The sequence below is a fragment of the Sphingomonas melonis genome (assembly GCF_013409985.1).
Classification (GTDB): Bacteria; Pseudomonadota; Alphaproteobacteria; order Sphingomonadales; family Sphingomonadaceae; genus Sphingomonas; species Sphingomonas melonis_A.
Genome location: NZ_JACCBY010000006.1, coordinates 57,958 through 78,772, shown reverse-complemented (window position 1 = coordinate 78,772; position 20,815 = coordinate 57,958). Strand labels below are relative to the sequence as shown.

The window sequence follows — 20,815 nt, the reverse complement described above, 5'->3', positions numbered from 1 at the left end:
CGCCGTTCACAGCATGGCGGATCGGAGCCGGGCGGGAAGCCGGTGGAAATCCGGCGCGGTCGCGCCACTGTGATCGGCGGGCATCAGCCTGTCGAGAGTCAGACCCCGCCCGGCACCTCCACCCCCAACCGGGCGCGCTTTCCCGGCAGGAGACTGACTGATGTCCGGCACCACCGCCGCTGCCTTCGACGACGATTTTCTGCCGGTCGGCACCGGCCATATCCCGCTCGCCGACATCGCCCCCTGGGCGGTGTTCGCGTCGGTCGTCGCGCTGATCCTGCTCTATTTCGTCAGCACCGAACAGGGCGCCTTCGCGCTGTTCGACGGCATGTACGTCCACGAATATGTGCATGACGGCCGCCATCTGCTCGGCTTCCCCTGCCACTGACGGGGTTGGACCGGCCATGATGAAGACGTTGCTCTGGCGGGGGATGCTCGCCGGGCTGATCGGCGCATGCGTCGCCGCCACCTTCGCGCTGCTGTTCGCCGAACCGCAGATCGATGCCGCGGTGGCGCTGGAGGCGCATCGCGCCGCGCATGCGATGCCCGCGGGTGACGAACTCGTCAGCCGCGCCACGCAGAAGACCTGGGGCCTCTATACTGCGCTGGGCCTGTACGGCACCGCGCTGGGCGGATTGCTCGCGATCGTCTTCGCCGGCCTGTACGGCCGCGTTGCGCGCGTCGGACCGCGCAGCCTCGCCTTGCTGCTCGCGCTCGCCGCCTTCGTCGTGATCGTCCTGGTTCCGGCGATCAAATATCCGCCGACGCCGCCCGCGGTCGGCCTCCACGACACCGTGCGGCTGCGCACCGCCGCCTATGTCGCGATGCTGGCGCTATCGGTGGCGGCAGCGACGCTCGGGCTGTGGAGCTTTCGCCGGCTCGCCGGTCGCATCGCCGCGCTCGACCGGCTGCTGATCGCGGTCGGCATCTATGTCGGCGCGGTCGCACTGGGGCAGGCGCTGCTGCCGCTGGTCGACGAGGTGCCTGCCGACTTCCCGGCGACCCTGCTCTGGCAGTTCCGCCTTGCCTCCCTCGGCACGCAGGCGGTGTTCTGGCTGGTCACCGCCGACCTCTTCGGTCGCGCTGCGGAGCGGCTGATGGCCGGCGGCCAAAGCGAGGGCGTCCGATGAAGATCGTTCCGGTTGCGCCGGGTCCGTCGGTGGTGGCGTGCAGCACGTGCCGCTTCAGCCAGGACGCGCGCGAGGATGGCGACGGCCGTCGTGGCGGCGCGCTGCTCGTCGCGGCGCTGCATGCGGCACGCGCCGACGATCCGGCCTATGCCGATGTCGCCGTGCAGGAAATGCCCTGCCTGTTCGCCTGCGCCGAAGCCTGCACCGTTCACCTGCGCGCACCCGGCAAGGTCGGCTATGTCCTCGGCCGCTTCACCCCCGATGCGGAATCGGCGCGGGCGATCCTGGACTATGCCGCGCTCTACAACGCCAGCGAGACCGGGCAGGTCCCGTTCAAGCTCTGGCCCGCCGGCGTGAAGGGGCATTTCATCACCCGCACGCCGCCCGAGGGGTTCCTCGTCGAATGAGGCAGCGCGCGCCGGCATGATCGCCACGCCGGCGCGCTCGTGGCTCAGAAGTTCACCCGGGCCTCGGCATAAAGCACGCGTCCGCGCAGATCGTAGCGCGACGCATCGAACGGCCGGCGATCGACCAGGGCGAAGGGCGGCTTGGCGTTGAAGATGTTACGCCCACCCGCACTGATCGTCAGCTTGTCGGTCGCCTGCCAGCGCGTGGTCAGGTCGTAGGTCGTCAAACTGGCGATCCGCATCGGCTTGTCCTTCACGCCGTCATTGTCGCTGTCCTGATATTCGCCGTCCGCATATGCCATCCTGTAGGTATTGGCATAAGGCGGAATGTAACGGACGGTCAGCCGCGCCATCAGATCGCGGCGGGTAAAGTCGAGATTGCCGATGATCCGGTATTTGTCGAGCCCGTCTGAAGTTCCTAGCTGGCTGATCTGCGACTGGCCAGCAAAAGAGGTCAGCTGACGCAGGTTGCGGGTGTAGAAGATCGACGGCGTGATCAGCCCGAAATGCGTCGGGATGATATAGCTGACCTCCATATCGACCGATTCACTCAGCTCCCAGCCGATGTTGATCGGCTTGATGATCTGACGGATGATGTGGTTGTTGGCGTCGCGGACGAAATATTCGCTCAACCCGTAATATTCCAGCGGCGGCACCAGCCGCTCCAACTCGGTCGACAGGCCGACGCGGTCGCGGATGCGCGTGTGGTAATAATCGACCTGGATGTTGAGATTGTGCAGCGCCTGCGGCGGCGTCAGCACGGCACCGAAATGATAGCTGGTCGACACCGACGGCCGCAGATTGGGATTGGCCTTGTACTGCCCCTGGACGGGCTGATCGAGAATGTATCCCGCATCCTCGCCGGTCACCAGCGGGTCGCGGAACAGATATTGATCGAAGGTCTGCCCCGCCTTGACGTCGTACAGCGCGGTGAAGGACGGCGGCGTGAAATTGGACGACCACGACCCCTTGAGCAGCAGGCCGGACAGCGGCGTCCAGGCCGCGCCGATATCCGGGCTGAACCGCGCGAAGGTCGCCTTGCCCCGGATCAGCTTGCCGCCATCCTCATAGGGTATGTCGTCGACGGTGCCGACCGCGCCACGCGAATCATAGCGATCATACCGCCCCTTCAGCGACAGGTCGAAGGTGTGGACGAGCGGTATGTTCATCGCCTCGGCGATGACCGGCAAGCGCAACTCGGCATAGCCGGCCGAGACGCGATTGTTCAGATCCTCGCCGGTCTGCTTACGGATGCCGTCGCCCGATACGCCGTTGGTGCGCGTCTCGCCGCCGATCGCCAGCCGCACCTTGCCCGCAGGCAGCGTGAACGGCGCGGCGGTCAGCAGGACATCGGCATCGCGCTGGGTCGAGGTATTGGCCAGCCGGTAGGTGGTGATGAAGAAGACGTTGGCCGGTACGCCAAGCTTGGCTGTCCCGTCGTTGAGGAAGTTGAACGCCCGGGTCGGGTCGCTGCTGGTGATCGCCTGGCATTGCGCCGCGATGATCTGGTCGAGGTTGGCCGCCGTCACCTGCTTGTAGGGGTCGGCGATGCACGCGCCGGTCCTGCGGTCGGTCGCGGTCAGGTTCTGGATGCCCTGCTGCGTGCCGGTCGCGGTGTTGCGCGAGTAGGAATAATTGGCGGACAGCGACATGTCCTTCGAGAACTCGTAGCGCAACCCGCCGTTGATCGTGTGCGAGCGGATCGTCGAGCGCTGGAAGCTCCGCTGCATCTGCCCGCTGTCATATTCCGCGCGCGGGTAATAGACGACGGTGAAGCCCCTGACGTCCGCGTCGGCCGGCAGGTCGGTGCGCTTGAGCGGGCTGTACGCCTGCGTAAAGGGGACGTTGACGAGCTCGATCCTCTCCCACGCCTCGCGCAGGACCGACGTGCTGATCGAGCCGAGATAGTCGACCGTGAATCGCAGCCGGTCGGTGAGCTTCTGTTCGACGTTGAGCGACAGGCCGCCACTCCGCTGATGCTCGCCGGCGTCGGCCGGGATGTTCGACGCGATCGTGTCGCGATTGATCGGCCCCAGGCCGGCGATGCTCGGATGCGTCATGTCGCCACCGGGCTGCCACTGGAGGACGTCGAAGACGCTGCGGCCGGGCTGACCGTTCTTGCCGGGAATGCGATAGTTCAGCGTGATCGCGCCGGGCTGCGTGCCGTCCTGCGAACTGCGCTGGTCGAGCGCGTAATTGCTCTGGCCGACGGCGGCGAGCTCTTCGCGCGTGATGTAGCCGCGATAATCGTGCGTGACATAGCCGAGCTTGGCGTTCTGCGCCGGATCGGTCTGCGACAGCGACAGCGTCGCGGTGACCGAGCCGCTGCCCCAGGAGGTGGCGGCGAGATAGGTCGCCTGCGTGGTGTCGGCGCCGGTGCTCGACGATTCGTGCCGGACCGTCGCCCCATAGCCTTTGTAGTGCTTCTTCAGGATGAAGTTGACCACGCCGGCCATCGCATCCGCGCCGTAGACCGCGCTGCCCCCGCCCAGGCTGACCTCGACCCGCTCGACCGCGGCGAGCGGGATGGTGTTGATGTTGGCGAAGCCTTCCTCGATCCCGGCGGCGCCTGCGATACGGCGGCCGTTCACCAGCACCAGCGTGTTCTTGGTGCCGAGCCCGCGCAGGTTGACGCCGCCGACGCCGAGGCCGCCGAGCCCGCCACCGTCGAACTTGACCTCGGTGCTGCTGCGATTGTTGATGCCGTAGCCGACCGACGCCTGGTTCTGGGGCAGGCTGCGGATGAAATCCTGCACGTTGGAGACGCCGAGCGCCTTGATGTCGTCCTGCGTGAACACCTTGACGTCGCTGCTCGGATCATAGCCGCCGATCCGCGAGCCGGTGACGAGGATCGACCCGTCGGCGTCGGTTTCCGCCCCGCGCGGGTCGGTGGGCGGACGGACCGGCTTGGGCTGATCGGCCGCGGTGTCGCCGGCCTGCGGGTCGGCGGTCGCTTGGCCGGCGGTCGATTGCGCGGGCGAACCGCGGTCGGACTCGCCGGCGGGCTGGGCGTCGCCGGCTGGCGCGGCGCCATCATCGGGTGCCGGCGTCGGCGTGGCCTGTGGCGTCGGCGCGGTATCCTGCGCCGGCGCGGCGGCCTGCGCCAGCGCCTGGCCCGGCAGGATCATCCCCGCCGGCAACAGCATCGTCCCCACGAGCAGAAACGTCTTCGTTTTCATGTACTTGGTGTTCACCAACTTCCCCCGCAACGCTAAGCTATTGCGCAATAACGATATTGCACAAGATATCTTTGACTGTGTTGTTGACGTATATTCCCCCGTCGAACCCATTGAATGCACAGCCGTAAACTGTACGCAAGGATTAATATCAGGGTCACCATTGTTGTAGCTGCCGAACACGGCTTGACTAAACCTGATCCGCTCGGCTTATCATCGAACTTTCATGCATTTACACTTGCGCGGATGTGATCGATGACGGTTCGGAAGACGCTAAATTTGTGTTTGATTATGGCATCTTGCGCACTGCCCGCGCTTGCTGCGCATGCCGCGGCGACTCGGCCGCACCGGGTCGTGGCCGCCCCCGCGCGGCCGCAGGAGCCGGACCTGATCGAGCAGATCAAGCTGCCCTATGAGCGGTTCACGCTGCCCAACGGGCTGACGGTCATCGTCTATCCCGACCACACCGTGCCCAAGGTGCTGGTGTCGCTGACCTATCGCGTCGGGTCGAAGGACGAGCCGGAGGGCAAGTCGGGTTTCGCGCACCTGTTCGAACATATGATGTTCCAGGAGACAGAGAACCGGAAAGGCGAATATTTCAAGAAGCTGCTCGATGACGGCGCGATCGACGTCAACGGCAACACCACCACCGACCGGACCCGCTATTTCGAGGTCGTGCCGACCCGCGAACTCGACCTGGCGCTGTGGATGGAAAGCGACCGGATGCAATATCTGCCCGGCGCGATCGACCTCAAGGCGCTCGATGGCCAGCGCGCGGTCGTGAAGAACGAGAAGCGCCAGCGCAACACGCCCGAAGCCGAGGCGCGCACCGACGCCTTCCTGACTGCGCTCTATCCCAAGGGCCACCCCTATGCGCATTCGCCGATCGGCTCGATGCGCGATCTCGACGAGGCCAGCGTCGAGGACGCGCGCACCTGGTTCGACACATATTATGGCGCGGCCAATGCCATCCTGCTGCTTGCCGGCGACGTCGATCCGGCCACGGCCCGCGAGAAGGTCACGCGCTATTTCAAGGACGTGCGGCCGGGCAAGCGGGTGCAGGAGATCAAGCGCTGGGTGCCGACGCTCAACGAGGGCAAGCAGCTGCACTTCTTCGGCAAGGGCGGCACGGTCGAGCTCAACCGCACCTGGCCGGTGCCGACCGGCGACGAGCATGAGGGCACGATGCTGCAGATGTTCGCCAATGCGATCGTCGGCGCGCCGCATTTGCCGCTCAACCAGGCGCTGGTCGAGAATGACGGGCCGGCGCTCGGCGTGTCGGCGAGTTTCAACGATGCCACGGTCAACGGCACCTTCTCGATCGGCGTCGATCTGAAGCCCGGCGCCGATCCGGCGGAGGTCAACCGGCGGCTGGACGCGGTGATGGCGAAGCTGCTGCGCGACGGCCCTGATCCGGTGACGCTGCGGCAGAATTTTGCGATCAAGGACAAGTCGCTGCTCGCCTCGATGGAAAATCCGCAGTCGGTCGGCGGAATGCTCGAGGCGGGCGAGTTGATCGCCAACGATCCGATGCTGTTCAAGGTCGGCCGCCGCTGGGAGAAGGAGGCGACCGCCGCCGATATCGCCGCGGTCGCGCGCAAGTGGCTGACCAAGCCCTATCTCGCGATCCGCACCGATCCCGAGCCCAAGACGGAGCCCGCGGTCGCCGGTTCGGTCGATCGCAAGCAGCCGCCCGTCGTCACCGCCGCCGCCGAGGCGCCGCGGCCGTTCCCGCCGATCGAACAGGCGACGCTCGCCAATGGTGCGAAGGTGGTCGTGATGCGCCGGCCGAAGCTGCCGCTGGTTAGTGTCGCGCTCGAATTCGCGACCGGCAAGCTGATCAACCACGACTATCCGCGCGGCCTGGCGACCTATACGTTCGGCAGCCTGTTCAACGGCAGCCAGCGCTATCCGCACGGTGCGATGGAGGCGCGGATGCGCGATATCGGCATCTTCCCGAGCTCCGGCAGCGGCGACCGGCGCAGCACGCTGAGCTTCTCCAGCGACACCGCGAGCCTGGGCAAGGGCATGGAGTTCGTCGCCGACGTGCTGCGCGAACCGCTGTTCCCGCAGAAGAAGATCGACGAATATATCGCCCGCGTCGACGAATCGTTCGACTCCTACGAGCGCAATCCGGGCGGCGCGCAGGCCAATCTGTTCAACACCGCGCTGTGGGGCCGCGACCATCCCTATGGCTGGGTCGACACGCGCGAGGAGGCCAAGAAGGTCTCGCGGGACGAGATGCTCGCCTTCTACCGCAACGAGCTCGCGCCGGCGAACATGACCGCCTATTTCGTCGGCGACATCACGCTCGCGCAGGCGCGCACGCTGGTCGAGCAGAACTTCGCCGGCTGGCATGCCGACGCCAAGCCGGCGACGCTGATCCCGACGCCGCCGGCGCGCCCGACCGGGGTGCGCGTGGTGCTGATCGACGTGCCCGGCGCGCAGCAGAGCAACATCGTCGCCGGCCGCCTGATCGAACCGTGGGAGCCGCGGCGGACGATGGTCGAACAGCTCGCCAACGCCGTGCTCGGCGAAAGCTTCACCAGCCGCATCAACATGAACGTGCGCGAGGACAAGGGCTGGTCCTACGGCATGTACTCGCACCTGGGCAGTTCGGTGAAGTCGCAGCGCACCTTCTACGTCAGCGGCGCGGTGCAGACCCCCAATACCGCCGATGCGATGCGCGAGATCATCAAGGAGATCGGCGATTTCACCCATGATCGGCCGCTCACCGCGCCCGAGCTGGAGGGGCAGAAGACGACGGTGCTCAACAAACTGGAAAGCGGCCTTTCCTCCAACGTCGCCTATCTCGGCGCCATGCTCGACGCCGACACGCGCGAGATGCCGCTCGACTATGTCGCCGGCGTGCCCGCGACCGTCCGCGCGATCACGCTCGACGAGGCGCAGCAGGTCGCCAGGGAGACGTTCCGCACCGACGATTTCGTCTGGACGATCGCCGGTGACCTGCGCCGGATCGAGCCTGCGGTGCGCGCGCTCAATCTGGGGCCGGTCGAGGTGCAGGACGTCTACGGACACAAGCTGCGGTGACCGCGCGCGCCCGGGCCTTTTCCGGCGACCGCGATCTGGGGTATGACAGGAGCATGCCGATCCGCGCTCGCCTCTTGCCCCTTCTCGCGCTCGTCGCGCTCGCCGGTTGCTCGCACACCGGCGCGGTCGAGGGCCCGGTGGCGCTCGGCCAGACCGCGCTGGTGGGCGGTCCGCGGGTCCGGCCCGACCATGTCATCGAGGACAGCCGCTGCCCGGTCGGCACCCGCTGCGTCTGGGCCGGCCGGGTGGTGGTGCGCGCCACCGTCTCGGGCGGCGATTGGTCGAAGACGGTCGACCTCGTTCTCGGCGTGCCGGTCGATATTGCCGACGGCAAGCTGACGCTCACCGCCGTCACGCCGGAGCGCACCGAGAGCACCTCCGCGAAGACGACGCCGTCGCGCTTCACCTTCGCGTTCCAGGGCGGGCTATAGGCCCGGCCCCACCGTTAACTACATCGTTTCACGAGAAAATCAGCTCCTTCCCCCTACCCCCCTCCTGCGGTCCGACGCGCCGCGCGAGGGGGATTTCATGCGGTTTGTGCACATCGTCGCGCTTGGCTGCGCCTGGTCCGCTGCGGCCGGCGCGCAGGATCGTCCCGCCGACATGGTCGTGCCGGCGCATACCGAGATCGCGTTTCGCCTCAACGAGGAGGTCAGCTCGCAACGCGCGCGCGTCGGCCAGGTCGTGCCGGTATCGGTGGCGCGCGACGTCATCGTCGATGGCATGGTGCTGATCCCGCGCGGGACCGCAGGCACCGGCGTGGTGACCGGGCGCACCGGCAAGGGCGCGTTCGGCAAGTCGGGCAAGGTCGACATCGCGCTGCGCTCGGTCGCGATCGCCGGCCGCCCCGTTGCGATCGCCGGTCGCTTCCACGCCGCGGGCGAGGGCCGCGCCGGCGAGACGATCGGCTCGATCCTCGTCGGCGGCGTCGTCGCCGGTGCGTTCGTCACCGGCCGTCATGCCGTGTTCGAGGAAGGCCGCGAGTTCGTCGCCTTCACGACCGAGAGCGCGACCGTGCCGCAATCCGCGGTACGCAAGGCGTCACCCGCGCCGCTCGTCGCCTATGCGGGCACCGTGCCCGCGCCGGTGCTGCGCTATGCGACGACCGGGCCGATGCCGGCACCGGCGGTCCAGCTGGTCGACCTCGAAGACACCACCTTCGCGAGCTCGCCGCGCTACGACACGATGCGCCGGCTCGAGCGGCGAATCGCGCAGGCCCAGCCGGTCCGCGGCGGCGACCGCCGGCAGGGCTGGACGATCAGCGACTGAGGCCCGGCCGCCGCCGATTAGGCGGCCTGCCTCACAGGCCGAGCCGCAGCCCCAGGGCGTAATAATGCTGCCCGGCATTGCCCTTCAGGCTGATCGTCGGCAGCAGCGGCACCGCCACCGTGCCATAGGGCCGCACGTCACTGCCGACGCGAACACCGGCACCGACCGTCGCGACGAGCGGGATCGCATAGGTCGCCTCGACCCGGCCATAGGCCTTGACCGCCGTGTCGTCGCACCGGGAATCGGACGTGTAACGGCCGGTCTGCCGATCGCGGCAGCGATCATTGCCGCCGTTCGCCTCCTCGTAATAACGGTCGTTGTCGCCGCTGTAGACGAGCGCGCCGATCATCGGCGTCAGGCGGAAGCCCGCCGCGCCGAAGCCGTAGCCGACCCCCAGCTCCCCGCCCCAATGCGAGTCCGCCCGCGCGCCATTCGCCTCCAGCACGATCTGCGCCGACGCGGGTGCCGCGGCGGCAAGCGTTGCGGCAAGAACGCCGCCGACCCATCCGATCGTTGTCATGAAGCCCTCTACTTTGCGCGCTGAATCAGCGACGTGGCGGGCGCTCTACGAACCGCGCGCATGCGGCACAAGGATCGGGTCACTGGAAGGTGACGGTCTTCACCGCCAGTCCGGTCTTGATCTTGTAGGCGACGGACCGGTCGGGATCGATCGGCTGCGACCAGCTTGCGCCGGCGTAGAGGCGCCTGGCGGGAAGCGCGCGGCAGTCGCCGCCGGTCGCATTGCATTGCTGGCCGTCGTAGATCTCGACGCTGGTGCTGCCCGTGTTGGTCAGGATCAGCGTCGTGCCCTCGCGCCGGGCGGAGACGTCGCCGGTCATCACCGCGGGGCGGACGATGACCAGCATGTCGTAGCCGACCAGCACCTTGAGCGCCGATGCCGTCGCCGAGACATCGCCCGCCACCGGCTTCACCGTCACCCGATAGACGCGGTCGCGCGCGCCGCGCGGCGCCACCGCAGCGACGCGGATCAGCTTGCGCTCACCCGGCTCCAGGATCATCTTCTGCGGCGTCACCAGCAGGCCGCTCTCGGCCGGATCGGCGCTGGCGACCCGACGTTCGCCGGGGGTGCCGGGATCGACGATGCTGGCCGGTTCGGCGACGACATACATGCGCTCGGCGCCGGTATTCCACGCCTCGACATCGGCGCGCGGCGGACCTGCCGGGGTCAGGTCGACGACCACCTGGCTGAGCACCAGATTGGCGAATGCCGGCGGGGCGATCATCCCGCTGGCGGCGACCATGGCGGTGGTGACCGCCCGCCCTATCCACATCCTGCTCATATCCTCTCCTTGTTCATGGCCGCGCATCGGCGATCTGGTTGACGAGCGACGGGCCGGCACAGCGCAACGTGCCGAGTGCCGCATACCCATCGGGCCGCGCCGACGCGCGCACCGGCAACTCGCACGTCCGGCCGTCCGGCGCCTGGACGCTCAGTATGGCGTCGCGGACGGTCTCGATCTGGAAATAGCCGGCGTCATCGGTGTTGCCGATCGCGCCGGGCGCATGGACCGCCGCATTGGCGACGGGCGTACCGTCGCGCCACAGCAGCCGCCCGAACATCGCGACGACTTGGCGCGTCGTCCATTCGAGCCGCGCCACCGTACCGGGATAGACGCTCACCTGGCGCGTGCCGCCATCCAGATGCATCAGCGCCTCGCCGGTCGAGCGCAGGCGCACGGCATATTGGCGATAGGCCGGCACCGACACCGCCAGCGTCTCGCCGCGGCGGACGATGCCACGCGGCGCATTGTCGACCAGCACCTCGAACGGCGCACCGGCCTCGCCGCGGCGGACGGCGCCCTCCTCCCGCACGGCGACGACGATGATGCTGTCGTTGCGGTCGCGACCCTGCAGCACGAGCGCGTGATGCGTCGCGGCGGCGGTGGTCTGGAACCCGAAACTGTATTGGGTGGCGCCGTTGTCGCCGGCGAGCGGCTGGGCGAGATCGCCATAGAGGGCGGCGGTGGTGGTGCGCAGATCGGCGTGCCCGCGCGCCAGCGTGCCCGCGACCTCCCGCTCGACCCCGCCCGACACCGCCAGCTCGCCGCCGAGCACATCCGCCTTCTGCCACGCGCCGGCGATGCCGCCGACCGGCGCCACGCCGCTGCGCACGCCGCCGACATCATTGGCGCGCAGCCCGGCGCTGGCACTCCACGCGGCGGTGCCGCGCAGCCGTTGCAGGCTGATGCCGAGGAATGCCGCGCGGCCCTGATTGCTGATCGTCGCGTCGCCGCGCACCGTCACCTGCACGCCGCCGCGCTGGATCAGCGGCACGGTCAGGCTCGGCCCCAGGCCATAAGACGCGCGCATCCGGCGATCCCTCCGGTAGAAGCCCGACAGCGCGAACTGGCCGCGCGGCAGCGCGTAATTGATCGTGCCGTTGACCTGCGTGAAGCCGCCCGTCGCCAGCCGCGCGGCCGGATTGACGCGCATCAGCATCGTGGTCTCGTCACTCTCGCCGAGCGGGATCAGCGCCCGCCCGGCCGGGCTCCACACCCGGCGCAGGTCGAAGGCATAATTGAACCGCGCCGTGCCGGACGAGGCGACCTGCACCAGCACGCCCGCCTGGCCGCGGACCGAGGCGAGCGCGGCAGCGCGCACCTGTGCCGCCCGGCCGAGCCAATAGCCGCCCAGTTCGAGCAGCGCATTGCCATCCGTGCCGAGCATTGTCGCATCGAGCGCGATCTGCGGCGACAGCCGGCGCGCCACGCCGGCTTCGTAAAAGGGGGTGCGCGACGTCGCGATGAACGTACCGACCCGGTCATTGGCGAGCAGCCCGGCATAAGCGAAGACGATCGGGTCGCCGATCGCCGCGATCGCGGCATTCTTGGTGAAGAAGCGGCGCTCGTCGCGTGCCGCCCCGCCCGCCTCGGCGATGTGGAGCATCACCTCATAGGCGCCGTCGGGCAGGCTGGAGGTGTCGAGCGCCTGGTTGCCCGCCTCATAGGTCCGCGAGGTCAGCAGCCGGCCGTCGCGCAGCACGTCGACGCGCGAGCGCACCGCGAGCGACACGACGAGCGGGCTGCCCGCGATCAGCGTCCGGTCGAGCCGGGTGTCGATCTGGCTCTGCACGCCGACGCCGACGATCCGCCGCCGGCCGGTGAGGTCGATACCCGGCGTCCACAGCACGCCCGCGGCGTAGCGATAGCCCGGCGCGTCGACCTCCGCCGCCAGCGTGTCGGCAAGCAGGCCGTAGCGCGAGGAATAGGACATCTCGCTGCGCAGCCGGGCATGGCCGTAGCCCAGGATCGCGCGGTTGAGCAGCGTATAGTCGAGATAGCCGCCGCTCCCCGCGACGGTGCCGCCAATCTGGTCGACCAGCGACAGCCTTGCCTCTGGCGCGGGCAGATAGCGGCGCTCGCCCGCGGGATGCACCGCCCGCAGCCGCGGATGGAAGACCAGCTCGATCCGGAATCGCGCCTCGTCGAAGATCACGCCGGCGTCGGCCGGCTGAAGTGTCCGGCAGCGCGCCGGGTCGGCATCGGGTGGGCAGACCAGCTCCGGATGGGCATCGAGTTCGGTGCGCGCGAGCGCGGCGCGCGCCGTCGGGACGTCCACCAGATCGGGCACCAGCGCGAGCACCGCGTCGACATCCAGGAACGTGACCTTGCCCGAGCTGTAGCGGACCCGTGTCTGGCCGATCGCGCGCCCGCCGAGAGCGACGTCGACCATCGCCTCCTGCGTCGCCAGCAATTGATCGAACCCCGCCGGCGCGCCGACGCTGAGCTGCGGCGTCGCCGCCGGACGGTCGGCCCGCCCGCCCGCCGACCAGCACAGCGCGGCCGCAGCGAGCGCCAGCCGCCAGCCCCTGGCGAACCGGGGCGGCAGAACGGAAGCGCCGGCCATATCCGACCGCCGCTATTCGGACGCGATCAGCAGCGTCAGCGTGCCCGTATAGGGGCCCGCCGTCGCCTTGCTCAATTCGCCCGACCGCAGGACGACGATCAGGCTGGCACTGTCGTTGCCGAGCACGCAGCCGAGATTGAGGCCGAGGGCGGTCGTCGTCAGGCCGGTCGTCGCGACCCCCGCGACCAGCGCGGTGCCGATCGGCTGGTTCGCCGCCGCATTCCATTGCACCTCATAGGCCATCGGCAGCCCCGCCCCGGCGAGCGTGAAGGCGCGATTGGTGCCGCTGCCCGTCGCCACGATGCTGTACCGGCCCGAGCCGGACGAGGAGATGCACACATTTTTGCTGAGGCTGGCGTCCTGGCCGACGCCGACGACACCGAAGGTGAAGTCGGCAAGGCGGGTGATCTGCACCTGCTGCGCCGCCGCCGGGGCTCCGCCGGCGAGCGCCACCGCGCCGAGCACGCCGCCGGTCAGGACGCGCAGCCAGCCCATCGCCATGCCCCCGCCGGATTACAGCGGGTTGACGAGCAGCGTCAGCGTGCCTGTGTAGGTGGTCAGCGACGGCATCGCCTGCAGCTGCGCCTGCGCGATGGTGACGATCAGGCTCGACGTCGAACTGGGCGTCGTCGCACAGGTTGGCACCGTCGCGGTCGAGACGAAGGTCCCGGATGCCGTCGACGCCGTCAGCGAGGTGCCCGAGGTCTGGCCGGAACTCTGGTTCCACAGCACGGCATAGGGCACCGGCGTCAGTGCGCCCGAGGCGAGCGTGAACGCGCCGCCAGCGCCGCTGCCCGTCGCCGTGATCGTATAGCCCTTGGTCGCCGTATTGCTCCACACGCAATTGTTCTGCGCGTTCAAGGCCTGGGCGTTGGGCTCGGCATTGGCGAAGCTGATGTCGGTCAGCCCGGTGATCTGCACGCGGCTCGGCACCGTGACCGAGATCTGGACGCTGCCGGTCGACGTGGCGCCGAGCAACCCGTTGCTCGCCGCGAACGCCGGCGTCGCGCCGAGCGCGACCGTCCCCAACAGCGCCAAACCGCGAACCGACAGGAACTTTCCGTATGAGATGATGTTTAGCTTCATGTTCCGCCACCCAAGTTGACCGACAATCTCAGCGCATTCCTCTCTGCCCTCTCGGCGGCAAAGACTGTGGAATGCTCGAACAGTTCGGCGTTGGATCGCTTATCCCACGGCGCACTTAACATTCGGTGTAACATTTTAACCACTTTGAACCAGTGGCATGGAATTAGAACCAAAACTGTTCTTTGGCGCAGCGGATTTCATCTACGGTATACGGGTGCGTTTGACGGGAGTGCCCGCGCCATGAAGCTACACATGGCCGCCGACCACCGCGTACCACGACCGGAAACGGTAAGGCTTTGTTAGCCATGACGGGAACCTCTCCCGCGCTACCGAATTGTGAGGGGAGCGCGCGGAGGACCGTTCCGTGACACGATCTGAGGAATCTATGAGCCGTATCAAGCTGGGCCTGTTCGGGGCCGCACGTCCGTCGAACGCATCGTCATCTCATTCGCTGGCCGACGTCCGCCATGCCGAAGCGCAGGACCGTCTCGCCGGCCTGACCCCGGTCGAGATCGCCGCCGTCGAGGCGATGTCGCGCACCGAAAGGGGCCTCGCCGCCCGCTGACGCAGGACCGCGCCGCCCGGCGGCGCGCCCCCGCAGCCTGGTCAAGGGCTGCTCACAAAATCATGGTCGCTCCCACGAGCGATGCTCGAGCGACCTTGCCGCCGGATCACCGCGACAAGGTCGTTCGTCGTTCTGCACGCCGCCCGGCTAAGGCACACTTCGGAAAGTGGCGGAGACGGAGGGTATCTAACGGGCACAGAAAAGCTGGGGTTCTAAGATGCGCGAAGGACGCGACCCCTGTTTCGACCCCTGATCGGGACCATAGATTAGCGTTCGTTTCGGTTGTGATCGCGATGGACAAGTAACGCCGTAGGTGTAGCCTGTCGTGACGGAGGAACGCATGGGCATCGCATACGAAAACTTGGATGAGGCTACCCGCCGCTTCATGGTTGAAGAAATCGACATGGATGTCGCGAGCGGCAAGATTTACATCAGCAATTACCTCAATGCGGACGGTTGCGAGCGGTGGCCTGTTATGTTGCGAGAAGCCGCACAAACCGGAACGGATGACAGCTTGGGTAATGCCATTCGCACCGACAATTGCCTCAAGCGACAAGTTGAGCGGAGGAAGCCGAAGGGCGGCTACACGATGGCAGCGGTTCCCATAACGGCTCACCAGACTATGGGCGAAGGGGAGTTCGGGCGCTACTATGCGCGAGGCCTTTGCAGGCGCGCGATTGACGAAGGCATACCCCAGCTAGAGGTTTATCGCGCGAAGGCGGTGATGGAGCCGCGCCCGGCATCCGAAGCAAAGATTGGGATGCGCGTTGACCCTGTGGCGATCTTCGCGAACCTACGCGAAACGCAGGGTGTAGAGCCCGCGCTGGGGCTTCCACCGGGTCCGAACTCCGGTCTGACGCTCCGCATTCCTCGTGCATGACGTGCCGTACCACCTTGGCTCAAACGTTGGCGTTCTTGCTTCGTTTGCGCTATGCGAGCTTTGAGGTGCCCTACGAATGTCAAGCCTGAGTACAGCGATTGACGACGACAATACGGCATTTTTGCGTTTCACGCGGGAGCTGCAGGGGGCCTTTGTAGAGTATGGCCCAACTGTTTTGGTGGCGCTCTGCGGAATTGGTTGGGCTGTTTTTCGAGACTACCTACTCAAGCCGACTGTCCCGGAAACGTGGCCGCATTTTCTGGTGAGGTTGGCTGCCGTCGTAGCTCTCTCCGCCGCTGGCATCATCGGCGCAATGCTCACTTACAAGCGAAGCGGATCAATCCGTGCGCTCAAATCCGAAAAATCGGAGTTGGAGAAACAGGTTGAGCAATCGCAGGAACAGCTGGTGTCGCTGGTTCGCAACGCGCGAGAGGCGTGGCGCCATCGCCTTGCTCACATAGCTCAAGCTATGACATTGCCCAATAGCTTTCGAATTAGCATATACCGCTATTCTGCGTCCACAGACACCTTCAATATGTTAGGTCGTTACGCCGCCATACCTAGATACAACGCGACAGGGCGCGGGGTTTATACCGCTGATTCTGGATGCATTGGCGCGGCTTGGGAAAGTGCGGACATGGAGTCGTTCGCTGAAAACCTGCCAGCAGACCCTGAAGAGTACATAAAAGAGAATTGCGAAAACTGGGGTTTCGACGACGAAACTGCTCGAAATCTCACTATGAAGAGCAGGTCTATATACGCTTACACCGTCATGGATGCCATGGGCATAGATCGGATCGCCGTTATCGTTTTTGAGAGTACGGATACTAATGCTGCAAACAAGGATGACTTGAGGAAGGCGGTTACAGCAAATTACCGTCGCCAGCTTCTCTCTGACCTTGAAAGTCTTAAATTTATCGAACCGTCACCAGACCTTGCAAGCCGGAAGGGCTTTTAAAATGGCTGACTTGATCGACATGGTTGGCTACCTTTGCGAGAACTATCCTCACAAGAGCGAGCTTTCCAAGGCGCGCCTCACTAAGATGGTTTACCTGGCAGACTGGAAAGCTTCGCTAGAGGAGGGCAGCCAAATATCCGAGATTGAATGGAAGTTCAATCATTATGGCCCTTATGTTGATGACGTAGTGAATACCGCTCGATCTGATGAAGATTTCAAGATCACAACGGAGCAAAATGCATACGGCGATATCAAGGACCGAATTGTCTTGAAGCGGACACGGCGGTGGCGTTCACTAACTGAAAGCGACAAAGCGGCGTTAGATCATGTAATCGAACAGACAAAATCGCTATATTGGAAAGACTTCATCAAGCTTGTTTATTCTACTTTCCCGGTGATGGTGTCTGAGCGCCAATCGATTCTTGACCTGCCAACGCTAGCTAAAAGGTATCGAAAGCAGATGCGGAAGGCGACGGCTTAGCCCAGAAAATGTGTGATCCGCGCAAGCGCGCCTAAGGAGGCACATGCGCGGACCCGTTCAGCCGGTCGGCGCAGGCTTCCCGGCCTTCGGCTTGACCTCCTCCGCCAAGCCGTTGCCGATCAGTTGTCGCGCGTACTCGGCATTGACCTCCGGCTCGTCGCCTTCGATCCAATGACCGCAGGCCCGGAGGATGCGGAGCTTCATCCGCTCGCCCTCGGTGTCGTGCTTGAGGGTGACGAGCGAGGGGGTGCCGAGAAGCGCGACGTCATATGCGCTTTCCGGCACCGGCTCACCGGTCACGACGGCGGTTGTGACCTTTTCGCCCATCAGCCCTGCGCCCCCGAATAATCGCCGTAGATCAGGGCGCGCGGCTGGCGCACGGCCAGCGCGATCCGCTCCTCAGCAAGAATGGTGACGGCGTTGCGGACGAAGTTGTCCCGGTCCTCCGTCGAGAGCAGCACAACCGGCGTCATCCGGTCGTACACGGTCGCGCTATTGGCGAAGTTGCCGACAAGGAACTTGCCCGCCGGCATCGAGGCGGAGGGGGCAACGTCGAGGCCCCACGCGGTCGCCATCGCCGTGCCCATCGGGCCGGAGCCGATGTAGCGGCCCTCGCTGTCCTTGAGTCCCTGCAAGCGCAGCCAGTCGGTCGAGTTGACCACAATGCCGGTCGCGGGGAGGTCGGCCCGTTCCGCCTGGGCGATGGCGTTGAGGACGACATCGAACTTGGAGGCGCCAGCGGCTTCCCCGGTCGCGTCGTAAGCGGTCGCCTGCGGGATCAGGCCCAGCAGGTTCGTCCCCGCACCGTCACCGAGCAGCAGCTGCATTTCCTCGCGCAACGCCAGCCCGTAGCGCAGCTCACCGTCGATCAGCGTGCGAAGCTGCCCGCCATCGTCCAGCACCTGCCGCGACGCACCAACCCAGTGCGCAATCGTCTGGACCTTCGCCTGTGCGAGTTCCCAGCCGAACGAGCTTTCCGGCTTGAGGGCCATTTCTGCGACCGTGGCGGCGTTGACCTCGCGCACGACCTGACGCGGATACTCTATCATGTTCGATCCGGTCGTGCCGCGTCCCAGCAGGTCGCGGATCGTGAGGCGGCGGCGGGGCATCGCCACGGCGTCGGCCCGATCCGGCGCGATAAGCGCGCCGCCGCTGCCGGGGACGCTGGTGATCGCGTTCGAGGGGGTGAGGTCGATCTGCGCGCGGGCCTTGCCCGCCGCCGCGCGAAGGCCGCTCAAGGCTTCGGAGTTGACGACCTGATCGCCCCAAGACGGCTGCGAGCCGCCGAACACGATGTGGCCGCCCGCGTTGACCTGATTCTGGATCGCGGAAACCGCGTCGGCCAGATTGGTGATTTGCTGATCGCGCGCGCTGAAGCCGTCGTGGAGCAGACTGTTGATCTGGTTGAACATGCTTTCGATGTTCTGCGGACCGGCAGAGGCACGGACGCCGAAGCCTTCACCGCTGACACGGCGCATGGCGACTGGAATTGCATTGATACGCATAAGGTCCTCCTTGTTCTCGGAGGACCTTCGCGGAAATCGACTGTCGGATATGCGGTTTAGGGCAGGAAGCGTCGAATAAAAACCGCTTAGTAGCCGGTGTCAGTCATCAGCTTCTCAAGCCCCTTCCGCGCCCACAGTATCTTGGTCAGGTGGAAATTGCGCGCATATTGGATTGTGTCTGATGAAAGTGGGATATGCGGCCGCAAAGGCTTTTCATATCGTGGAAGCTCGGATGCTCGGAGAAGCTTCTTCACATCGGCGTCCCACTTCGCAAAATCCTCTTCACTAAGCCTCCGACCGCCCAAAGCCGCGAAGAGTTGCTGAAGATGCCGGTAAAGTTCCACGTACCCTTCTGCTTCCACCGGGTCCTCAGGAGGGACAGACAAGTCCATATTGATCCTAACTGCCCCGTTTTCGCCGCTTGTCACCATACTTCCCCCTTTGCTGCGAAGGCCCACGATCGCACAGGAATATAGGTTGTATCGCTGCTAGTTGAAGGAGGAGGAAGGGATCGCAGCACCTGATCGGTTCTCGGAATCAATCTCCCGCTTCATCATCCTCGAAGGTGGCGCAAATATCGCCGCTTAAGGATGTGCTCCACTTCAAGGAGAATACGTTGGCGTTCGTCCTCATCCGCATGCCGATTGAGGTCCCGGCCAGCGCGGGAGCGAAGGCGGGCGACGCGCCGCTCTACGAACAACGACAGTGTATCAACATCGGGGTCGGTCGCGAGCGCGTGAGCAGGCGACGGGAATGCCTGCCGTCGGATGGTCGTCAGCGCCAATGCAATCGGGTCAGCTTCCACCTCAGTCTCAACCGCAAGCTCCGCCACTACCTTCCGCGCCAGATCGCGGGTCAGCGGTTCGCGAGGGGCGGATGGATCCACGTCCGCCACCGCCTCACGAACCAGCCGCGCCTCCAGCGCCGGTCGCCTTGGCCGCCCGCCTGTCACCGGGGAACCAGCGCGATCAGTTCGACGTGGCGGAGGGCGTGCATCGCGCGCCGTGCCGCGCTGCGGGTCAGCCCACCGGCTTGAAGGGTTCTCTCCAACTCACGCGGGGCCAGCGGCTCGCTCATCTCATCCAAAAGCGACAAGGCTGCAGCGCGCACTTCGGGCGGGGCGGCGAGCAGCGAGGCTAGGCCGCTCACTGCAACGTCTCCACGGTAAGAGGCAGGCCCGCTTCGAGGGCTTCGGGGCGCTATGCACCCAGGCGATAGCGGCGGCGGGGTGGCCTACCAGCGCGTTCGCCACGTCTACGGCGGAATAGACCGCTGCGACGGCGATTGCCGCCGGGTCGGCACCCTGCTCGGCATACTTGTCAGCCGCGCTGCGGTTCAGGCGGCGGCATAGCTCTACCTGCGCAGCGGCGGGGGCGGCTTCGATACCCATGTCAGTGTACCCCATTGAAGTCGAAGTCAGCGGGCGGGCGGGCCAGCAAGCCTTCATCGTCGTCATCGAGCGGGAAAGCCTCGTGTCCGCGCTGTAGCTCGCGGCGGCGGGCAATGGCCTGAGTGTCCATGCCGCCCTTGGCGCGACTATGGATCGCAAGGGAGCGGCGCGTGCGCGCTATGCTCGCCTCCAACGACGCGAATTGGGCACAACGCGGGTTGCGGATCGGCCCGCCCGCAGCGCCCGTCACCACGCTTCCCTCGCGACGGATGGCGTCACCTTCGGCGCGAAGATCAGTCATCATGCGGGCAAGGTCAGCGGCGATGCGGATCATGTGATCGGTCCACTCCCCCTTGGGCAATTCAGCGATGATCTCATTGAAGATGACCAGTTCGCCGGGTTGCAGGAATGTATCGTCGGGCGGCGTGATGACACGCTCACCGTTGAACATGTCCTTGACCGCTGCTTCCTTGCTATCAGCACGCTGGCGGCGCGGCTTCTTCACATCGGTAGTCATCGGGTGCTCTCCATTATGGCGGATTGAATTAGCGTTCGGCTCTGGCGCCGGTCGTCAGGCTGGCTGTTCCGGGACTTCCAGACGCCCCCTCCCCACGGCACTGTCGAGGTCCGCCGGAGCGCTTTCAGGAGCGCTGGCGCGGGGGCCGGAGCTATCGAGGTACTGCACCGCGCTTGCGCGGCTCCCTCCGGCCTTTCCCGTCGGTGCGAGGCGATAAGATCGCGTCGCCTCATCCCAGCGCATCCCCTTGTCTCGACCAGCGGCCTGACGGATGTTGCGGGGCAGGAGACGCGCGGGCACACCATCAGCGCGCAAGCGCACATGATCGCGGTCGAGCAGGTCGAAGGGCTTCTCACCGGGCGCGACGTGAGAGTTGTCGAAAGGCGCGGTGTCCTTGCCCTTGTAGTCGCGGGGCGTCTTGCCGGGGTTGGCGGTGAGGTAAGCGTTGAGTTCATTGGTACTGCTCATGAGATGTTCTCCGGTAGAGGTCCGCCAAGCGTCCGCCCGTCCGATCGCGGGGGGACGGCTTAAAC

22 protein-coding genes and 1 riboswitch are annotated in these 20,815 nt (G+C 66.0%); of the genes, 10 read left to right on the top strand and 12 right to left on the bottom strand.

Annotated features, from left to right (window positions below; genetic code table 11):
* Window positions 1–5: 5 nt before the first annotated feature.
* Window positions 6–128, top strand: a riboswitch (cobalamin riboswitch).
* Window positions 129–160: 32 nt separating this feature from the next.
* The 3 genes from HD841_RS16910 to HD841_RS16900 are packed head-to-tail and all read left to right on the top strand — an operon-like array spanning window position 161 to window position 1,537.
* Complete coding sequence (locus HD841_RS16910) at window positions 161–388, top strand: CbtB domain-containing protein (protein WP_179510071.1); 228 nt, start codon at window positions 161–163, stop codon at window positions 386–388.
* Window positions 389–407: 19 nt separating this feature from the next.
* The gene (locus HD841_RS16905; RefSeq protein WP_179510070.1) at window positions 408–1,130 is read left to right on the top strand and encodes a CbtA family protein; all 723 of its coding nucleotides are present in this window, start codon (window positions 408–410) and stop codon (window positions 1,128–1,130) included.
* Window positions 1,127–1,537, top strand: coding sequence for a DUF1636 domain-containing protein (locus HD841_RS16900; protein WP_179510069.1), 411 nt, complete (start codon window positions 1,127–1,129; stop codon window positions 1,535–1,537). The genes HD841_RS16905 and HD841_RS16900 overlap by 4 nt, the downstream gene beginning before the upstream one ends.
* Window positions 1,538–1,581: 44 nt before the next feature.
* Here the strand turns inward: HD841_RS16900 and HD841_RS16895 are convergent, their stop codons facing one another.
* On the bottom strand, window positions 1,582–4,716 hold the full coding sequence (locus HD841_RS16895) for a TonB-dependent receptor domain-containing protein (protein ID WP_179510068.1): 3,135 nt from the start codon (window positions 4,714–4,716) through the stop codon (window positions 1,582–1,584).
* A gap of 351 nt (window positions 4,717–5,067) precedes the next feature.
* Here HD841_RS16895 and HD841_RS16890 point away from each other — a divergent pair, with 351 nt between their 5' ends.
* The 3 genes from HD841_RS16890 (at window position 5,068) to HD841_RS16880 (ending at window position 9,033) form a co-directional block, all read left to right on the top strand.
* Window positions 5,068–7,764, top strand: a complete 2,697-nt coding sequence (locus HD841_RS16890; RefSeq protein WP_179510067.1) for a M16 family metallopeptidase — start codon at window positions 5,068–5,070, stop codon at window positions 7,762–7,764.
* A gap of 53 nt (window positions 7,765–7,817) precedes the next feature.
* Window positions 7,818–8,195, top strand: a complete 378-nt coding sequence (locus HD841_RS16885) for a hypothetical protein (protein ID WP_179510066.1) — start codon at window positions 7,818–7,820, stop codon at window positions 8,193–8,195.
* Window positions 8,196–8,292: 97 nt separating this feature from the next.
* The gene (locus HD841_RS16880; RefSeq protein WP_179510065.1) at window positions 8,293–9,033 is read left to right on the top strand and encodes a hypothetical protein; all 741 of its coding nucleotides are present in this window, start codon (window positions 8,293–8,295) and stop codon (window positions 9,031–9,033) included.
* A 31-nt stretch (window positions 9,034–9,064) separates the two neighbouring features.
* Here the strand turns inward: HD841_RS16880 and HD841_RS16875 are convergent, their stop codons facing one another.
* From HD841_RS16875 to HD841_RS16855, 5 genes are all read right to left on the bottom strand, one after another.
* On the bottom strand, window positions 9,065–9,553 hold the full coding sequence (locus HD841_RS16875) for a hypothetical protein (protein ID WP_179510064.1): 489 nt from the start codon (window positions 9,551–9,553) through the stop codon (window positions 9,065–9,067).
* 79 nt (window positions 9,554–9,632) lie between these two features.
* Entirely contained in the window at window positions 9,633–10,334 is a 702-nt protein-coding gene (locus HD841_RS16870; protein WP_179510063.1) for a fimbrial biogenesis chaperone, read from the bottom strand.
* Between the two features lie 13 nt (window positions 10,335–10,347).
* A complete protein-coding gene (locus tag HD841_RS16865; protein ID WP_179510062.1) occupies window positions 10,348–12,900 on the bottom strand; it encodes a TcfC E-set like domain-containing protein in 2,553 nt (850 codons plus the stop codon).
* A 12-nt stretch (window positions 12,901–12,912) separates the two neighbouring features.
* Window positions 12,913–13,401 carry a hypothetical protein gene (locus HD841_RS16860; RefSeq protein ID WP_179510061.1) on the bottom strand — a complete coding sequence of 163 codons (489 nt, stop codon included), beginning with the start codon at window positions 13,399–13,401 and terminating at the stop codon, window positions 12,913–12,915.
* Window positions 13,402–13,413: 12 nt separating this feature from the next.
* Window positions 13,414–13,986, bottom strand: a complete 573-nt coding sequence (locus HD841_RS16855; RefSeq protein WP_179510060.1) for a hypothetical protein — start codon at window positions 13,984–13,986, stop codon at window positions 13,414–13,416.
* A 385-nt stretch (window positions 13,987–14,371) separates the two neighbouring features.
* Here HD841_RS16855 and HD841_RS16850 point away from each other — a divergent pair, with 385 nt between their 5' ends.
* The 4 genes from HD841_RS16850 to HD841_RS16835 all read left to right on the top strand — a co-directional run bounded on the left by HD841_RS16850 (window position 14,372) and on the right by HD841_RS16835 (window position 16,870).
* Complete coding sequence (locus HD841_RS16850) at window positions 14,372–14,551, top strand: hypothetical protein (RefSeq protein ID WP_179510059.1); 180 nt, start codon at window positions 14,372–14,374, stop codon at window positions 14,549–14,551.
* 340 nt (window positions 14,552–14,891) lie between these two features.
* Window positions 14,892–15,431, top strand: coding sequence for a hypothetical protein (locus HD841_RS16845; RefSeq protein WP_179510058.1), 540 nt, complete (start codon window positions 14,892–14,894; stop codon window positions 15,429–15,431).
* A 76-nt stretch (window positions 15,432–15,507) separates the two neighbouring features.
* The gene (locus HD841_RS16840; RefSeq protein WP_179510057.1) at window positions 15,508–16,389 is read left to right on the top strand and encodes a hypothetical protein; all 882 of its coding nucleotides are present in this window, start codon (window positions 15,508–15,510) and stop codon (window positions 16,387–16,389) included.
* A 1-nt stretch (window position 16,390) separates the two neighbouring features.
* On the top strand, window positions 16,391–16,870 hold the full coding sequence (locus HD841_RS16835; RefSeq protein WP_179510056.1) for a Panacea domain-containing protein: 480 nt from the start codon (window positions 16,391–16,393) through the stop codon (window positions 16,868–16,870).
* Between the two features lie 57 nt (window positions 16,871–16,927).
* Here the strand turns inward: HD841_RS16835 and HD841_RS16830 are convergent, their stop codons facing one another.
* The 6 genes from HD841_RS16830 to HD841_RS16805 form a co-directional block, all read right to left on the bottom strand.
* Window positions 16,928–17,197, bottom strand: coding sequence for a hypothetical protein (locus tag HD841_RS16830; RefSeq protein WP_179510055.1), 270 nt, complete (start codon window positions 17,195–17,197; stop codon window positions 16,928–16,930).
* Window positions 17,197–18,348, bottom strand: a complete 1,152-nt coding sequence (locus tag HD841_RS16825) for a phage major capsid protein (RefSeq protein WP_179510054.1) — start codon at window positions 18,346–18,348, stop codon at window positions 17,197–17,199. Before HD841_RS16825 ends, HD841_RS16830 begins: the two co-directional genes overlap by 1 nt.
* A gap of 113 nt (window positions 18,349–18,461) precedes the next feature.
* A complete protein-coding gene (locus HD841_RS16820; protein ID WP_179510053.1) occupies window positions 18,462–18,806 on the bottom strand; it encodes a hypothetical protein in 345 nt (114 codons plus the stop codon).
* Between the two features lie 517 nt (window positions 18,807–19,323).
* Window positions 19,324–19,524 carry a hypothetical protein gene (locus tag HD841_RS16815; RefSeq protein WP_179510052.1) on the bottom strand — a complete coding sequence of 67 codons (201 nt, stop codon included), beginning with the start codon at window positions 19,522–19,524 and terminating at the stop codon, window positions 19,324–19,326.
* A gap of 242 nt (window positions 19,525–19,766) precedes the next feature.
* Window positions 19,767–20,282: a hypothetical protein gene (locus HD841_RS16810; protein WP_179510051.1), complete on the bottom strand. Its 516-nt coding sequence runs from the start codon at window positions 20,280–20,282 to the stop codon at window positions 19,767–19,769.
* Between the two features lie 54 nt (window positions 20,283–20,336).
* Entirely contained in the window at window positions 20,337–20,750 is a 414-nt protein-coding gene (locus HD841_RS16805) for a hypothetical protein (RefSeq protein WP_179510050.1), read from the bottom strand.
* Between the last annotated feature and the right edge of the window lie 65 nt (window positions 20,751–20,815).

Coding starts and splice junctions, on each gene's coding strand:
- HD841_RS16910 (WP_179510071.1), top strand. CDS start 161: ATGTCCGGCACCACCGCCGCTGCCTTCGACGACGATTTTCTGCCGGTC.
- HD841_RS16905 (WP_179510070.1), top strand. CDS start 408: ATGAAGACGTTGCTCTGGCGGGGGATGCTCGCCGGGCTGATCGGCGCA.
- HD841_RS16900 (WP_179510069.1), top strand. CDS start 1,127: ATGAAGATCGTTCCGGTTGCGCCGGGTCCGTCGGTGGTGGCGTGCAGC.
- HD841_RS16895 (WP_179510068.1), bottom strand. CDS start 4,716: ATGAAAACGAAGACGTTTCTGCTCGTGGGGACGATGCTGTTGCCGGCG.
- HD841_RS16885 (WP_179510066.1), top strand. CDS start 7,818: ATGCCGATCCGCGCTCGCCTCTTGCCCCTTCTCGCGCTCGTCGCGCTC.
- HD841_RS16880 (WP_179510065.1), top strand. CDS start 8,293: ATGCGGTTTGTGCACATCGTCGCGCTTGGCTGCGCCTGGTCCGCTGCG.
- HD841_RS16875 (WP_179510064.1), bottom strand. CDS start 9,553: ATGACAACGATCGGATGGGTCGGCGGCGTTCTTGCCGCAACGCTTGCC.
- HD841_RS16870 (WP_179510063.1), bottom strand. CDS start 10,334: ATGAGCAGGATGTGGATAGGGCGGGCGGTCACCACCGCCATGGTCGCC.
- HD841_RS16865 (WP_179510062.1), bottom strand. CDS start 12,900: ATGGCCGGCGCTTCCGTTCTGCCGCCCCGGTTCGCCAGGGGCTGGCGG.
- HD841_RS16860 (WP_179510061.1), bottom strand. CDS start 13,401: ATGGCGATGGGCTGGCTGCGCGTCCTGACCGGCGGCGTGCTCGGCGCG.
- HD841_RS16855 (WP_179510060.1), bottom strand. CDS start 13,986: ATGAAGCTAAACATCATCTCATACGGAAAGTTCCTGTCGGTTCGCGGT.
- HD841_RS16850 (WP_179510059.1), top strand. CDS start 14,372: ATGAGCCGTATCAAGCTGGGCCTGTTCGGGGCCGCACGTCCGTCGAAC.
- HD841_RS16845 (WP_179510058.1), top strand. CDS start 14,892: ATGGGCATCGCATACGAAAACTTGGATGAGGCTACCCGCCGCTTCATG.
- HD841_RS16840 (WP_179510057.1), top strand. CDS start 15,508: ATGTCAAGCCTGAGTACAGCGATTGACGACGACAATACGGCATTTTTG.
- HD841_RS16835 (WP_179510056.1), top strand. CDS start 16,391: ATGGCTGACTTGATCGACATGGTTGGCTACCTTTGCGAGAACTATCCT.
- HD841_RS16830 (WP_179510055.1), bottom strand. CDS start 17,197: ATGGGCGAAAAGGTCACAACCGCCGTCGTGACCGGTGAGCCGGTGCCG.
- HD841_RS16825 (WP_179510054.1), bottom strand. CDS start 18,348: ATGCGCCGTGTCAGCGGTGAAGGCTTCGGCGTCCGTGCCTCTGCCGGT.
- HD841_RS16820 (WP_179510053.1), bottom strand. CDS start 18,806: ATGGTGACAAGCGGCGAAAACGGGGCAGTTAGGATCAATATGGACTTG.
- HD841_RS16810 (WP_179510051.1), bottom strand. CDS start 20,282: ATGACTACCGATGTGAAGAAGCCGCGCCGCCAGCGTGCTGATAGCAAG.
- HD841_RS16805 (WP_179510050.1), bottom strand. CDS start 20,750: ATGAGCAGTACCAATGAACTCAACGCTTACCTCACCGCCAACCCCGGC.